At 66.1% G+C, this 13963-nt stretch carries 12 protein-coding genes; 7 read left to right on the top strand and 5 right to left on the bottom strand.

Annotated features, from left to right (window positions below; all coding sequences use genetic code 11):
* Positions 1-5 precede the first annotated feature (5 nt).
* The gene (locus GV027_RS05855; RefSeq protein WP_056675348.1) at positions 6-1541 is read left to right on the top strand and encodes an aminoacyl--tRNA ligase-related protein; all 1536 of its coding nucleotides are present in this window, start codon (positions 6-8) and stop codon (positions 1539-1541) included.
* On the opposite strand, the gene GV027_RS05850 is transcribed toward GV027_RS05855, so the two are convergent.
* Both GV027_RS05850 and GV027_RS21185 read right to left on the bottom strand, forming a co-directional pair.
* Positions 1535-2497, bottom strand: a complete 963-nt coding sequence (locus GV027_RS05850; RefSeq protein WP_159511264.1) for a cation diffusion facilitator family transporter — start codon at positions 2495-2497, stop codon at positions 1535-1537. The genes GV027_RS05855 and GV027_RS05850 overlap by 7 nt on opposite strands.
* Before the next feature lie 146 nt (positions 2498-2643).
* Positions 2644-2802 (bottom strand): hypothetical protein, encoded by a 159-nt coding sequence (locus GV027_RS21185; protein ID WP_166746134.1) that lies wholly within the window; start codon positions 2800-2802, stop codon positions 2644-2646.
* Between the two features lie 191 nt (positions 2803-2993).
* Between GV027_RS21185 and GV027_RS05845 the strand changes: the two genes are divergently transcribed.
* Positions 2994-4379, top strand: coding sequence for a helix-turn-helix domain-containing protein (locus GV027_RS05845; protein WP_159511263.1), 1386 nt, complete (start codon positions 2994-2996; stop codon positions 4377-4379).
* A 172-nt stretch (positions 4380-4551) separates the two neighbouring features.
* A complete protein-coding gene (locus GV027_RS05840) occupies positions 4552-4938 on the top strand; it encodes a response regulator (RefSeq protein ID WP_159511262.1) in 387 nt (128 codons plus the stop codon).
* A gap of 38 nt (positions 4939-4976) precedes the next feature.
* On the opposite strand, the gene GV027_RS05835 is transcribed toward GV027_RS05840, so the two are convergent.
* Both GV027_RS05835 and GV027_RS05830 read right to left on the bottom strand, forming a co-directional pair.
* The gene (locus GV027_RS05835; RefSeq protein WP_159511261.1) at positions 4977-5924 is read right to left on the bottom strand and encodes an aldo/keto reductase; all 948 of its coding nucleotides are present in this window, start codon (positions 5922-5924) and stop codon (positions 4977-4979) included.
* 334 nt (positions 5925-6258) lie between these two features.
* Positions 6259-6630, bottom strand: coding sequence for a hypothetical protein (locus tag GV027_RS05830; protein WP_159511260.1), 372 nt, complete (start codon positions 6628-6630; stop codon positions 6259-6261).
* 207 nt (positions 6631-6837) lie between these two features.
* Here GV027_RS05830 and GV027_RS05825 point away from each other — a divergent pair, with 207 nt between their 5' ends.
* The 4 genes from GV027_RS05825 to metH all read left to right on the top strand — a co-directional run bounded on the left by GV027_RS05825 (position 6838) and on the right by metH (position 12682).
* Positions 6838-7791: an ArsR/SmtB family transcription factor gene (locus tag GV027_RS05825; protein WP_031441608.1), complete on the top strand. Its 954-nt coding sequence runs from the start codon at positions 6838-6840 to the stop codon at positions 7789-7791.
* Positions 7788-8732, top strand: a complete 945-nt coding sequence (gene metF, locus GV027_RS05820) for a methylenetetrahydrofolate reductase [NAD(P)H] (RefSeq protein WP_056406088.1) — start codon at positions 7788-7790, stop codon at positions 8730-8732. The genes GV027_RS05825 and metF overlap by 4 nt, the downstream gene beginning before the upstream one ends.
* 129 nt (positions 8733-8861) lie before the next feature.
* Complete coding sequence (locus tag GV027_RS05815; protein WP_031396518.1) at positions 8862-9920, top strand: homocysteine S-methyltransferase family protein; 1059 nt, start codon at positions 8862-8864, stop codon at positions 9918-9920.
* A 134-nt stretch (positions 9921-10054) separates the two neighbouring features.
* The gene (metH, locus tag GV027_RS05810; protein ID WP_159511259.1) at positions 10055-12682 is read left to right on the top strand and encodes a methionine synthase; all 2628 of its coding nucleotides are present in this window, start codon (positions 10055-10057) and stop codon (positions 12680-12682) included.
* A 57-nt stretch (positions 12683-12739) separates the two neighbouring features.
* Here the strand turns inward: metH and GV027_RS05805 are convergent, their stop codons facing one another.
* Positions 12740-13948, bottom strand: a complete 1209-nt coding sequence (locus GV027_RS05805) for a cation:proton antiporter (RefSeq protein WP_159511258.1) — start codon at positions 13946-13948, stop codon at positions 12740-12742.
* Between the last annotated feature and the right edge of the window lie 15 nt (positions 13949-13963).

Below are 13963 nucleotides of genomic sequence, written 5' to 3'. Positions count from 1 at the left end.
ACGCCATGATAAAGCGCGCACTCCCCGTCACCCGCGAGGCGGATTTCTCCGCCTGGTACCAGGCCGTCATCACCGAGGCCGACCTCGCCGAGGAATCCGGCGTCCGCGGCTGCATGGTCATCCGCCCCTGGGGCTATGGCATCTGGGAGCGGATCCAGCGGCTGCTCGACGACCGGATCAAGGCGACGGGGCATGAGAATTGCTATTTCCCGCTCTTCATCCCGCTCTCCTATTTCGAGAAGGAGGCCGAGCATGTCGACGGGTTCGCCAAGGAAATGGCGGTCGTCACGCATCACCGGCTGAAGGCCGACGGCTATGGCCGGCTCGTGCCCGATCCGGACGCCAAGCTCGAGGAGCCGCTCGTCGTGCGCCCCACGTCGGAGATGGTCATCGGCGCCGCATTCGCGCGCTGGGTCCAGTCGTGGCGCGACCTGCCCGTGCTGATCAACCAGTGGGCCAATGTCGTCCGCTGGGAAATGCGTACGCGCATGTTCCTGCGCACCAGCGAGTTCCTCTGGCAGGAGGGGCATACCGCGCACGCGACCGTCGACGAAGCGCGCGACGAGACGCTCAAGATGCTCGAAGTCTATCGCGACTTCGCCGAGGAATGCCTCGGTCTCCACGTGATCGCGGGCGAGAAGCCCGAGAATGAGCGCTTCCCGGGCGCGGTCGCGACCTATTCGATCGAGGCGATGATGCAGGACGGGAAGGCGCTCCAGGCGGGCACGTCGCATTTCCTCGGCACCAATTTCGCCTCGGCGCAGAACATCCGCTTCCAGAACGCAGCCGGCGAGTTCGAGCTGGCCAACACCACCAGCTGGGGCGTGTCGACGCGGATGATCGGCGGCGTCATCATGGTTCACGGCGACGACGACGGCCTGCGCGTGCCGCCGATGATCGCGCCGTGGCAGGTGGTGATCGTGCCGATGCTGCGCGACAACCCCGACGACGCGGCGATCGTCGACTATTGCAAGTCGCTTCAGGCCGAACTCGCCAAGCAGTCTGCGCTCGGCGAGCCGGTCCGTGCGCTGCTCGATCTGAAACCCGCCAAGGCGGCGACCAAGCGCTGGGGCTGGGTCAAGAAGGGCGCACCGATCGTGATCGAGGTCGGCGGCCGCGACATGGCGGGCGGCAACGTCTCGGTCATCCGCCGCGACCGGCTCTACCGCGAGGACGGCAAGCTCGACAGCGTCGCGACCCCGCGCGATGCCTTTGTCGAAGCGGTGTCGGGCATGCTGGCGGACGTGCAGGGGGCGTTGCACGTCGAGTCGATGGAGCGGCTGCGCGCCAACATCGTGCCGATCGACGACTTTGCGGCTCTCGAGACGCATTTTGCCGATGGCGTGAAGAACCCGGGCTGGGTCGATGTGCGCTGGGCGAAGCCGACGGGCGCGGCGCTCGACTCGGTCGTCGAGCGGTTGAAGGCGCTCAAGTTGACGATCCGCAACGCGCCGATCGGCCAGACCGGATGCGACGATGGCGCTTGCATCTTCACCGGTCAGCCTGCGGTCGAGCGGATCCTGATCGCCCGCGCCTATTGATCCTCCGGGACGCCCTCGTGAACCACGACGGCGTTCTCGCGCTTTTCGGGACGGATATAGATCGAGGCGAGCATGGGCACCGCAGCGCGGAGCTCGCCTTCCATCGCCTCGATCATCGTCTCGCCTTCGCCCATCGTCAGTGTGTCGACGAAGTCCGCGCTGATCGCGGCGAAGATGCTGTCGGGCGCGGTGTGGATCGTCCGGACATGGTTCACCGCGGCGATTCCAGGGTGCGCCGCGACGATGCCGCGAATCGTCGCGATCACGGCAGAGTCTGCGCGCTCGCCGATCAGCAGCCCCTTCGACTCGCGGGCGAGGATCACCGCGACGAGCGCGAGGATCAGGCCGATCAGGATCGACGCAACGCCGTCGATCCGGGGGTCGGCAAAGGCGTGGCTGGCCCAGATGCCGAGCCCGGCGATCAGCAGCCCCGCCAGCGCCGCCGAATCCTCGAACAGGACGATGAAGCCTGCCGGGTCCTTCGAGCGGTGGATCGCGGTCCACCAGCCCGAATCCCCCTTGGACTTGGCGAATTCGCGAACTGCGATCGTCCAGCTCGTACCCTCGAGCAGGACAGCGACGCCCAGAACGATATAGGCGATGAGAGGGTCGGACAGCGGCTCAGGCCGCAGCATGTGCCGATACCCTTCATAGATCGACACGCCCGCGCCCACCGCGAAGATGAGGATCGCGACGACGAACGCCCAGAAATAGAGCTCGCGGCCATAGCCGAACGGGTGGGCCGCATCCGCCGGCTGCTTCGCCCGCGATTGGCCGTACAGCAGCAGGATCTGATTGCCGCTGTCGACCAGCGAATGGACACCCTCGGTCAGCATCGACGACGACCCGGTCAGCCCCGCGGCGACGAACTTTGCGACGGCAATGCCGAGATTGGCGGCAAGCGCCCGGTAAAGGACGATATCGTCCTTGATCTTGTTGAGAATTCCATCGGCCATACCGCCTCCTAGGCGAGGACGGCGGCGTCGGCCAGACGCGGAAAAGCCCATCGATGCCTGTGCACCAATGGGCCCTTTTCCTCCCCAGGAAATCGATCGATCCGACGCGCGCGCTTCTCAGCGAACTGCCCGTCGAACGGTGGCGGTCAGCCGAGCCGGCCGAGTCGGTGATACAGCGCGCTGAGGCGGCTCAGCTTGACGTCGTCGACCGAGACCTTGGTGATCAATTCGCCAATCGCTTCCTTGAGCAATTCGAAATCTGCGGTCGAGAAAACGGCGCGGGCGCGCATTGGTTCGGTCGTCATGCCCATCTCCTTCATGGCGAATGTGTCTCCCCGTTTACAAACTCGAGCAACCGGGGCGGCGATGACATCATAAAGCCTGAGGTTTGCGGGGTTTGGAAGCGGGAGCGGGCGAATGGCCGGGTTGTGCTGTCGTTGGGCGTTGCGCGGACCCTGTCTCTCTGTAACTATCGTGACAAGGACGGGGAGGCGGAATGGCCGAGCGTAAATTACTGGCAGGGCATGCGATCAGGCGGTTGCGGCGCGGTGCCGGACTGACCCAGGCCGCGATGGCGGAGATGCTTTCGATCAGCCCGAGCTACCTTAATCTGGTCGAGCGCAACCAGCGGCCGATTTCCGCAACGCTATTGATCAAACTGGCGGAAAGCTTCGACTTCGATCCGCGGACCCTGGCGGCGGCCGAACCGGGCGGCGGTTCGGAGGCGATCCGCCGTCGTCTGGCGCACCCCATGTTCGCCGACCTGGCGATCGACCGCAACGAGGTCGAGGAATGGCTGGCCAGCGCGCCCGGTGGTGCCGAGGCCTTTGCGCGCGTGTTCGACCGGATGGGAGAGGGGGATGGTGCGATTGCGCCATCCGACGACCCGGTCGCGCTGGTGCGCCGCGAGATCGAGCGGTGGCGGAATCACTTTGCCGATCTCGACGCCGCCGCCGAAGCGCTGGCGGACGAGCTGCGGCTGGGTGCCGGCGACCTTTACGGGGCGATCACCGAGCGTCTGCGCGCCAAACACGGCATCACGATCCGCGTCCTGCCTGCCGACGTGCTGCCCGACACGTTGCGGCGGCTCGATCTCCATGCCCGGCAGCTGCAACTGAGCGAGGTGCTCGATCCCGCCTCACGGACGTTCGCGGTCGCGTTCCAGCTTGGCCAGATCCAGGCGCAGGCCGAGATCGATGCGCTGGCCAAGGCCGCAGGCTTCACCGACCGGGCTGCCGAACGGCTGTATCGACGCCATCTGCTGAGCTATTTCGCGGCGGCGGTGATGATGCCCTATGCGCGGTTCCTTCGCGGCTGCGAGGCGACCGGCTACGATATCGAGCTGCTGCAGCGACGGTTCGGCGCAGGGTTCGAACAGGTCGCGCACCGGCTGACGACGTTGCAGCGGGTGGGCGCGCGGGGGCTTCCCTTCTTCATGATCCGCATCGACCGCGCCGGGCAGGCGTCGAAGCGCTATCCCGGCGCGAGCGGCGCGGCACTGGTCGAGGCAGAAGGCCGGTGCCCGCTGTGGCAGCTCCATCACGCGTTCGATCGTCCGGGGGACCTGGTGGTGCAGCTGGTCGAGATGGAGGACGGAGCGCGCTGGCTGACAATGGCGCGGACGGTGCGTCCGCAGGGGCGCCGCTTCGGTGCCGTGCGTGCCGAGTTTGCAATCGGACTGGGAGTCGAGGCGGCACTCGCGCGCGGGCTGGTCGCTGCCAGTGGTCTCGATCTGACGGGCGCGGCTATGCCGATCGGCATCGGCTGTCGCGCATGCTTCCGCGCGGATTGCCCGCAGCGTTCCGCAGCGCCCGCAGGCCGCGCGTTGATCGTCAACGAACGCGAGCGTCGCACCTCGGCACTGACGTTCGTCGGCGACTGAGGGGCCGATACGGCTGGACGCGCCAGGAATGCGACAGGACGCAGGCGATGCGACGAAAATCCGCGTCGGCGATGCGTCCGAATTCGCCGCCGACCGTTCATAGCGGGTTCGCGCCTCACGCGTCCCGACCTGCCTCAGGCGGACCGATCGTGAGCCGACCCTGAATTTGTGTATGGGGTTTCCATTGTTCGCATCGCCATTGATCAGACGCCCCGCTGCGGGGATCGTTCTGATTGTCGAAGATCATCTGCTTGTTCAAATCACCGCAACGGCGCGGATCGAGGATGCCGGAATGTCGACGCTCGTCGCCGACGATGCGGACGAGGCGATGGCGATCCTCACGTCGCGTGACGATGTCGCGGCGGTCTTTACCGATATCGACATGCCGGGCTCGATGGACGGGCTGGCCCTCGCCGCGATCATCCGTCGGCGCTGGCCGCAGATCCAGGTCGTCGTCACGTCCGGCCAGCGGCCGAGCAAAGCCGCAGGCCTGCCCGACGGCGTTGCCTTCTTCCAGAAACCCTACGACTATTCGAACCTGGTGAACCATTTCCGCTGAGGCATAGACCGCGCCCGGTCACCCGGGCGCGGGACGGATCATGAGCCCGCCAGCGTCAACGTCGAAAGCTGCTCGTCAGATAGCTCAAGTGTCATGGCGGGCAGAAGATCCTCGATCTGACGCGCGCTGGTCGCACTTGCGATCGGTGCGGTAATCCCGGGCTGTGCCAGCAGCCATGCGAGCGCGACCTGCGCATGGCTGGCACCCGTGTCCGAGACGACCGCATCCATTGCCTCGAGGACTGCCTTGCCTCGTCCTTCGAGAAGATCGCGCATGCCACCGCCGCGAACGCTTGCGCCCAGATCGTCGGGCGTGCGGTATTTGCCGGTAAGGAAGCCCGACGCGAGACCATAATAGGGAAGAACGCCGATATTCTCGGTCACGCAATAGTCCTGCAGTTCGCCTTCGAACTTCTCGCGGCTGACAAGATTATATTCGGGCTGGAGCACATGATAGCGCGGCAGGTCGCTGGCCTTTGCGGCGTCCACCGCGGATTTCAGGCGTGCGGCGTGGAAGTTCGACGCGCCGATGACGCGCACCTTTCCGGCATCGACGAGCTTGCCGAAGGCCTCGAGAACAGCCTCTTGCGGCACCGTGTCATCATCCTGATGCGCATAATAGAGATCGATGCGATCCGTGCCGAGACGCTTGAGCGATGCTTCGGCCGCTGCCGCGATACGCGCCGGCTGGAGCTTTTCGCCACCTTCACCCGGCAACATGCCGACCTTGGTCGCGATCAGCACGTCATCGCGCCTGCCGCTCGTCCGCAGCCAGTCGCCGATCATCGTTTCGGATTCGCCACCCTCATGACCGTCCACCCATGACGAATACATGTCGGCGGTATCGATCATCGTCCCGCCACCCGCGACGAACGCATCGAGGACCGCAAAGCTGGCGGTCTTGTCCGCTGTCCATCCGAACACATTCCCCCCGAGAACGAGGGGGGCGATCTTGAGATCGGTCGAGCCGAGGCGGCGATTCATCATTGGGGCTGGTCGCTTTGCGAGGAGGAGGGGGACGGTGTCGTGCCGTCAGCGGTCGAGTCGCCAACAGGGGGTAGGCCGTCGGGGCGCATGCTGTTCGCGTCGAGCATAGTCGCAGCATCGTTAAGTTGCGCTGCCTCGTCCCGCGTGACCGCGCCGGGTTGTTCCGGAGTCGGGGAACAGGCGCCTAGCAGGACCAGAGACAGAACCGCCCCGAGCCGGCCGCCAGACGCGAATCCCGTTGATAGTCCGCGTCCCGACCAGACAGGCCGGGAGCGCAGGACCATCGACCGGATCGCGGTCGGACGACGCGGTGCGGGGCGATCCGTGACGGGGATTAGTCCTTGATCGCGTTGCCGGCGCGGGTCAGTGTGTTACCCGTGGCGTCTGCTGCGCGGTCGGCGCTGTTGTTGATCGCGGCACCCGCACGGTCTGCATTGGCCTCTGCGCGCTCGCCGGCGCGGTCGGCGCTGGCGTCAAGGCGGTCAGCGGCGTTGTCCATGCGCGCACCGGCATTGTCGAGCGACGCCTCAGCCGAGCCGAGCGCACGATCGCTGGCGGCATCGACATCGGCGACCGCGTTCTGGGTCGTCGCGCTTGCGTCGGCAGCGATGGCGTTAGCCGCTTCCGCGGTCTCGTTCTGCGCATTGTTGCTGCACGCTGCGAGGCCGGCCGTCAGGACCAGCGCGGGGATCAGAAACTTCTTCATGAATAACACTCCCATCATCAAATTCGGCGTCGATCCGGACGGACCTGGCGCTTGTGAGCCGGATGCTTTCCAGTTCATCGCGTGTTCGAACGCGGACCAAGCGTTTCCGATCCGTCGACGTTGGGACGACCCTGGGGCCAGCATTCCTCCAGCGACACGCTACGGCCTGCGTTGACCTCATATAAAGAATTCTTTATATGACTTCCCATGACGATGGCGCTCGAAATCTTCCGTGCGATGGCGGATGCGACCCGATTGCGTATTCTCGCGCTTCTGCGTCGCATGGAGCTGTCGGTTGGCGAACTCGCGCAGGTGCTCGGGCAGAGCCAGCCGCGCGTGTCGCGCCATGTGAAGATCCTGTGCGATGCCGGTCTGGCGGAGCGTCGCAAGGAGGGTAGCTGGGTATTCGTCGGCGTGGGGCGCAGCGATGTCGTCGATCCGGTCGCTGCCGCTCTCGATAGCTGGGCCAAGGCAGAACCCGATCACTGGGCGGTTGCCGACGCGGCGCGGCTTGCTGCAGTACGCGCCGATCGGGCGGCGAGCGCGGCGGCATGGTTCGAGGGGCATGCCGACGAATGGGATGCGATCCGTTCGCTGCACGTCGCCGAAAGCGAGGTCGAGGCGGCGATGGCGGCGATGCTCGGCGATGCGCGGGTCGGTACGCTGATCGACATCGGCACGGGGACGGGTCGGATGCTCGAGCTGTTCGGCGGCCATGCCCGACTGGCGCTGGGGATCGATCGCAGTTCGGAGATGCTGCGTCTGGCGCGCGCCAAGCTCCACGACATGGCGCATGCCGAATTGCGGCAGGCGGATTTGTACGCTCTGCCGCTCGACGACGGGGCGGCGGACGTCGCGATCCTGCATCACGTGCTCCATTTCGCGCAGCAGCCGGGCGCCGCGGTCCGTGAGGCGGCACGCGTGCTGGCGCCGGGCGGGCGGTTGCTGATCGCGGATTTCGCGAGCCACGACCGCGAGGAATTGCGGTTGAGCGATGCGCATACGCGTCTCGGCTTTGCCGACGATCAGATGACGGCTTGGTTCGACGCGGCCGGTTTGCAGACCGCGCGCGTCGAGACGCTCGAGGGCGGTGAGCTGACGGTGAAATTATGGCTCGGCCGCAGGATTGGCCTGAGTTTGCGTGAGGTGAAGGCGGCATGACGACAATCACTATTCCCCAACTGGCCGAGGCGCGTCGTGCGCTCGAAGAACCGCTCTTTGCCGACCTCGCGGGCGATGTGGGGATCAGCTTCGAGTTCTTTCCGCCCAAGAGCGACAAGATGGACGCCCAGTTGTGGGATGCGATCCGCACGCTCGAGCCGCTCGGTCCCGATTTCGTGTCGGTGACCTATGGCGCGGGCGGGTCGACGCGCGAGCGGACGCACGCGACCGTTGCGCGGATCCAGCGCGAGACGTCGATGAACGCCGCCGCGCACCTGACATGCGTCGAGGCGACCAAGGCCGAGATCGATCAGGTTGCCGAGGAATATTGGGCGGCCGGCGTACGGCACATCGTCGCGCTGCGCGGCGACATGCCGACGCTGGGTCAGCCCTATCAGGCGCATCCCGGCGGGTATGAGAATGCAGCGGCGCTGGTCGCCGGGCTGGCGCGGTTGCATCCGTTCGAGATTTCGGTCGCGGCCTATCCCGAATGCCACCCCGAATCCGGCGGGCATGACGTCGATCTCGACAACCTGAAGCGCAAGCTCGACGCGGGTGCGACGCGGGCGATCACGCAGTTCTTCTTCTCGCCCGAAGCCTATTTCCGGTTCCGCGACCGGGTGGCCGCAGCCGGAATCACCGCGCAGATCCTGCCCGGTATCCTGCCGGTCTCGAACGTCGCGCAGACGCGCAAGTTCGCGAACGCGTGCGGGGCGGAGATCCCGGCCTGGATGGACCGGCTGTTCGAGGGGCTCGACGATCACCCTGCGGCCCGACAGCTGGTCGCGGCGACGATCGCGGCCGAGATGTGCCGGCGGCTCTATGCCGGGGGCGTGAAGGATTTCCACTTCTACACGCTCAACCGCGCCGAACTCGCCTATGCTATCTGTCACATGCTCGGCGTCCGCGCGAAGCCGAGCGAAAAGGTCGCCGCGGCATAATTCATCACCCCTCCCGCAGGCGGGAGGGGCCGGGGGTGGGCTCGCGTTCGCCCCCAACGATACCGCCCGAGGATAGCGGGCGCCCACCCCCCGACCCCTCCCGCTTTGCGGGAGGGGGGAGTCCAATCGATGACACCACGTGAACGTTTCAACGCGGAAGCCGCCAAGCGCATCCTGATCACCGACGGCGCGTTCGGCACCGAGATCCAGAACTGGAAGCTCGACGAGGCGGCCTATGCGGGCGACCTCGGGCTCAGCCACGACCAGAAGGGCAATAACGACATTCTGGCGATTACCAGGCCGGACGTGCCCCAGACGATCACGCGCGAATATCTCGACGCGGGGTCGGACATCGTCTCGACCAACACGTTCAGCGCGAACATCATCAGCCAGGCGGATTACGGCGCCGAGCATCTGGTCCGCGCGATCAACGTCGAAAGCGCGAAGATCGCACGGGCGCTCGCGACCGAATATGAGGCAAAGGATGGCCGGCCGCGGTTTGTGGCGGGTGCGATCGGGCCGACCAACAAGACGCTGTCGCTGAGCCCCGACGTCAACGATCCCGGCTATCGCGAGATCGATTTCGATTACCTGAAGGGCGTCTACCGCGAACAGATCGACGCGCTGCTCGAGGGCGGCGAGGGGGTCGGCGTCGACTTCATCCTGATCGAGACGGTGTTCGATACGCTCAACGCCAAGGCCGGGATCATGGCCGCGATCGAGGCGGGCGACGACCTGGGGCGCGACGTGCCGATCATGCTGTCGATGACGCTGACCGATCTGTCGGGCCGCAACCTGTCGGGGCACACGGTCGAGGCGTTCTGGCACGCGGTGCGGCATGCTAAGCCGATCACGATCGGGCTCAACTGCTCGTTCGGTGCGGAGCAGCTGCGGCCGCATGTGAAGACCCTGTCCGGCATCGCCGACACGCTGATCATGATCTACCCGAACGCCGGGCTGCCCAACGAACTCGGCGAATATGACGAGATGCCGGCGACGACCGCCGGGCTGGTCGGCGAATGGGCGGTGGCCAAGCAGGTCAACGTACTCGGCGGCTGCTGTGGCTCGACCCCTGCGCATATCAAGGCGATGGCCGACGGCGTGCGCGGGCTGGAACCGCGGGCGGTCTCGCGGCCGGAGGTGCGGACCAAGCTTGCCGGGCTCGAACCGTTCACGATGGCGGCCTGACTTTCTTCCCCTCCCGCAAGCGGGAGGGGGCAGGGGGTGGGCTCGCGCTCTCCCCCAACGACTAGGCCCGCGGATGCCGGGCGCCCACCCCCCGACCCCCTCCCGCTTGCGGGAGGGGGGGAAGAAATGAACCGATGACCACTCCCTCCTCCACGTCCTTCGTCAACATCGGCGAGCGAACCAACGTCACCGGATCGGCCCGCTTCAAGAAGCTGATCATGGCGGGCGACTATCCTGCCGCGGTCGAGGTCGCGCGCCAGCAGGTCGAGAGCGGCGCACAGGTGCTCGACGTCAACATGGACGAGGGGCTGCTCGACGCGCACCACGCGATGACGACGTTCTTGAAGCTGATCGCCGCCGAACCCGACATCGCGCGCATCCCGTTCATGGTCGACAGCTCGAAATGGAGCGTGATCGAGGCGGGGCTGAAATGCGTCAGCGGCAAGCCGATCGTCAACTCGATCAGCATGAAGGAGGGCGAGGAGCAATTCCTTGCCCAAGCCAGGAAGTGCATGGCGTACGGCGCCGCGGTCGTCGTGATGGCGTTCGACGAGGTCGGGCAGGCGGACACCAAGGACCGGAAGGTCGAGATCTGCGAGCGCGCCTACAAACTGCTCGTCGGCATCGGCTTTCCGCCCGAGGATATCATCTTCGACCCCAACGTCTTCGCGGTCGCGACGGGGATCGAGGAGCACGATAATTACGGCGTCGACTTCATCGAGGCGTGCCGCGAGATCAAGGCGCGCTGCCCGCACGTCCATATCTCGGGCGGACTGTCGAACTTCAGCTTCTCGTTCCGCGGCAATGAGCCCGTGCGCCGCGCGATGCACAGCGTGTTCCTGTATTATGCGATCCCCGCGGGGATGGACATGGCGATCGTCAACGCCGGGCAGCTCGACATCTACGACGATATCGATCCCGAGCTGCGCCAGGCGGTCGAGGACGTCGTGCTCAACAAGGATCCCGAAGCGGGTGAGCGGCTCGTCCAGCTCGCCGAGCGCTATCGCGGCACTGATGTCGTCGCGGAGAAGGCGGCCGCCGAATGGCGGTCGCTCGGAGTCAACAAGCGGCTCGAATATGCGCTGGTCAAGGGCATCGACCTGCACGTCGTCGAGGATACCGAGGAAGCGCGGCTGATCATCGACGGCAATGGCGGTCGCCCGATCGAGGTGATCGAGGGCCCGCTGATGGACGGGATGAACGTCGTCGGCGACCTGTTCGGCAGCGGCAAGATGTTCCTGCCGCAGGTCGTGAAGTCGGCGCGCGTGATGAAGAAGGCGGTCGCGCATCTGCTGCCTTACATCGAGGCAGCCAAGGAGCCCGGCGCGCGCGGCAAGGGCAAGATCATCATGGCGACCGTCAAGGGCGACGTGCATGACATCGGCAAGAACATCGTCGGCGTTGTGCTCCAGTGCAACGGCTTCGACGTGGTCGATCTGGGCGTCATGGTGCCGTGGTCGAAGATCCTCGAAGCCGCGAACGAGAATGACGCGGACATGATCGGGCTGTCGGGCCTCATCACCCCGAGCCTCGACGAGATGGTGACCGTCGCCGAGGAGATGAAGCGCGCGGGCATGACGATGCCGCTGCTGATCGGCGGGGCGACCACCTCCAAGGTCCACACCGCGCTGCGCATCGCGCCCGCCTATGACGGCCCGGTCGTGCACGTGCTCGATGCGAGCCGCGCGGTGGGTGTCGCGTCGACGCTCGTCAGCGACACGATCCGCGACGAGTTCGTGACGAAGACCGCGGACGAATATGAAGCGGTGAGGGTGGCGCGTGCCAACAAGGGCCAGAGCGAGCTTATCCCGATCGAGACGGCGCGCGAGCGCGGGTTCGTCGCGGACTTCGCGTTGAAGCCCGGGGCGCCCGCGAAGCCCGGCGTCCATGTGTTCGCGGACTGGGACCTGACCGACCTGCGCGACTATATCGACTGGACGCCGTTCTTCCGCGCCTGGGAGCTGGCGGGCAACTTCCCGGCGATCCTGACCGACGAGGTCGTCGGCGAGAGCGCGAGTTCGCTCTATGCGGATGCGCAGGCGATGCTTGACACGATCGTCGCGGAGAAATGGCTGACGCCGCGCGGTGTCGTGGGGCTGTGGCCGGCGCGGCGCGAGGGGGACGATGTGGTCGTCTCGCACACGCGCGGCCACGACATGCCGCACGAGGACGTGCGCCTGCCGATGCTGCGCCAGCAGATTTCCAAGCGTGAGGGGCGGGCGAACATGTGCCTCGCCGATTTCGTCGATCCCGCGGGTGACTGGTTCGGTGGGTTCGCAGTCGGCATCCACGGGATCGACGAGCATATCGCGCGCTTCAAGGCCGGGCATGACGATTACAACGACATCCTGCTGAAGGCGCTCGCCGATCGCTTTGCCGAGGCGTTCGCCGAACGGCTGCACAAGCATGTCCGTCAGGAGCTGTGGGGCTATGCACCCGACGAACAGCTGACCAACGATGCGCTGATCAAGGAACAGTATCGCGGCATCCGCCCTGCGCCGGGCTATCCCGCATGCCCCGATCACAGCCTGAAGCCGATCCTGTTCGACCTGCTCGATGCCGAGACCGCGACCGGGCTCGAACTGACCGAGAGCTTCGCGATGTTCCCGACCGCGGCCGTCTCGGGCTTCTATTTCGGCCACCCGCAGGCGGAGTATTTTGGTGTCGCCCGCGTCGGCCGCGACCAGCTGGAAGACTATGCGGAGCGCCGCGGCGTCGACCTGCCGATCGCGGAGCGCTGGCTGCGGCCGAACCTAGACTGAACCCCGAACCGTGACGTCACCCCGGCCTTCGCCGGGGTGGCGCCATGCTTATGGCTGTCAGGCGCTACGCCCGACCAAGGCCGCCAGCTTCTTCAATTTCGGCGCCACCATCGGTACGCTCAGCATCGTGCTGGCCAGCGCCATCAGCAGCAGGGCGGTGAAGGTTTCGTTGGTGATGATCGCCTTGTCGAGCAGGATGTTGACGAAGATGATCATGATCAGCGCCTTGGTCTGAAGCAGCCAGCCGATCGCCGACGCCTCGCCCGGGCGCCATTTGAGGATCCGTCCGGCGGCGTGGACCCCCGCCAGCTTGCCGCCGACCGAGGCGAGCAGCAGCAAGGCCGCGGCGGCGAACACCGCGATCCCACCGACCGCCCATTGCGTCTTCAGGCCGGTCGACAGGAAGAACACCGGCATCACCGCGAGCAGCACGAAGCGGCGGAAATCGTCCATTCGGATCTGGTCGAACCATTTCGCGTCGAGCACCGCGCCCGACAGGAACGCGCCGACCATGAAATGCAGCCCCGCCCAGTCCGCGGCGAACCCGCAGCCGGCGAGCCAGATCAGGCTGACATACCAGCGATCGCGCTCCGGGATCCGCGCCATCAGTCGGCGGATCAGCAGGGTGGCGACGGCGAAGCCGACCAGGAAGCCCGCCTGCCGGCCAACCCGCTCCCAATCGAGCAGGATCAGCGCGAGCACGCCCCAGATCGCGATATCGTCGAGGCTGGCATAGCGCAGGATGCGCTGGCCGATCGGCTCACGCAGGACCTCGAGCTTTTCGAGGAACAGCACGAGGATCGGCAGCGCGGTAACCGCGCAGGCCATGCCGATGCCCAGAATGACCTGCCACCGCGCACCCGACACGCCTGCCCAGCCCGGATAGCGCAGCATCAGCGCGGCCGCGATGCTGCCGGTCGCGAGCGGCACCGCCAGCGCGAGGCCGGCGGTGACCGCGGTCTCGCGGCGATGTCGCCATGCCGCGCCAAGATCGAGTTCGATGCCAGCGACCCACACGAACATCATCACCGCCCACCAGGCGACGCCGTTCAGCGAGCCGATTGTCGCAGGGGTGAAGATCGTCGCATAATAATCGGGGAAGAGCGCGCCGAGCACGCCCGGTCCGAGCAGGATGCCGCCAAAGATCTGCACGACGACCAGCGGTGCCCAGTAGTCGGTCCGGCCCAGCCGCCAGACCAGATAGGGGACGCTGAAGATGATGAGCATCGCAAGGAGGAAGACCTCCGTCGGTGTCATGGCGTGCATGCATTCCCCCTCTCG

Origin of the sequence: Sphingomonas sp. T1 (genome assembly GCF_902506585.1) — a bacterium.
GTDB lineage: Bacteria > Pseudomonadota > Alphaproteobacteria > Sphingomonadales > Sphingomonadaceae > Sphingomonas > Sphingomonas aerolata.
This window is presented reverse-complemented; position numbering and strand designations above follow the sequence as displayed.

Bases quoted from the DNA above. Each gene is read 5' to 3' on its own strand.
- GV027_RS05855 (WP_056675348.1), top strand. From the start codon at position 6: ATGATAAAGCGCGCACTCCCCGTCACCCGCGAGGCGGATTTCTCCGCC.
- GV027_RS05850 (WP_159511264.1), bottom strand. From the start codon at position 2,497: ATGGCCGATGGAATTCTCAACAAGATCAAGGACGATATCGTCCTTTAC.
- GV027_RS21185 (WP_166746134.1), bottom strand. From the start codon at position 2,802: ATGACGACCGAACCAATGCGCGCCCGCGCCGTTTTCTCGACCGCAGAT.
- GV027_RS05845 (WP_159511263.1), top strand. From the start codon at position 2,994: ATGGCCGAGCGTAAATTACTGGCAGGGCATGCGATCAGGCGGTTGCGG.
- GV027_RS05840 (WP_159511262.1), top strand. From the start codon at position 4,552: ATGGGGTTTCCATTGTTCGCATCGCCATTGATCAGACGCCCCGCTGCG.
- GV027_RS05835 (WP_159511261.1), bottom strand. From the start codon at position 5,924: ATGATGAATCGCCGCCTCGGCTCGACCGATCTCAAGATCGCCCCCCTC.
- GV027_RS05830 (WP_159511260.1), bottom strand. From the start codon at position 6,630: ATGAAGAAGTTTCTGATCCCCGCGCTGGTCCTGACGGCCGGCCTCGCA.
- GV027_RS05825 (WP_031441608.1), top strand. From the start codon at position 6,838: ATGACGATGGCGCTCGAAATCTTCCGTGCGATGGCGGATGCGACCCGA.
- metF (WP_056406088.1), top strand. From the start codon at position 7,788: ATGACGACAATCACTATTCCCCAACTGGCCGAGGCGCGTCGTGCGCTC.
- GV027_RS05815 (WP_031396518.1), top strand. From the start codon at position 8,862: ATGACACCACGTGAACGTTTCAACGCGGAAGCCGCCAAGCGCATCCTG.
- metH (WP_159511259.1), top strand. From the start codon at position 10,055: ATGACCACTCCCTCCTCCACGTCCTTCGTCAACATCGGCGAGCGAACC.
- GV027_RS05805 (WP_159511258.1), bottom strand. From the start codon at position 13,948: ATGCACGCCATGACACCGACGGAGGTCTTCCTCCTTGCGATGCTCATC.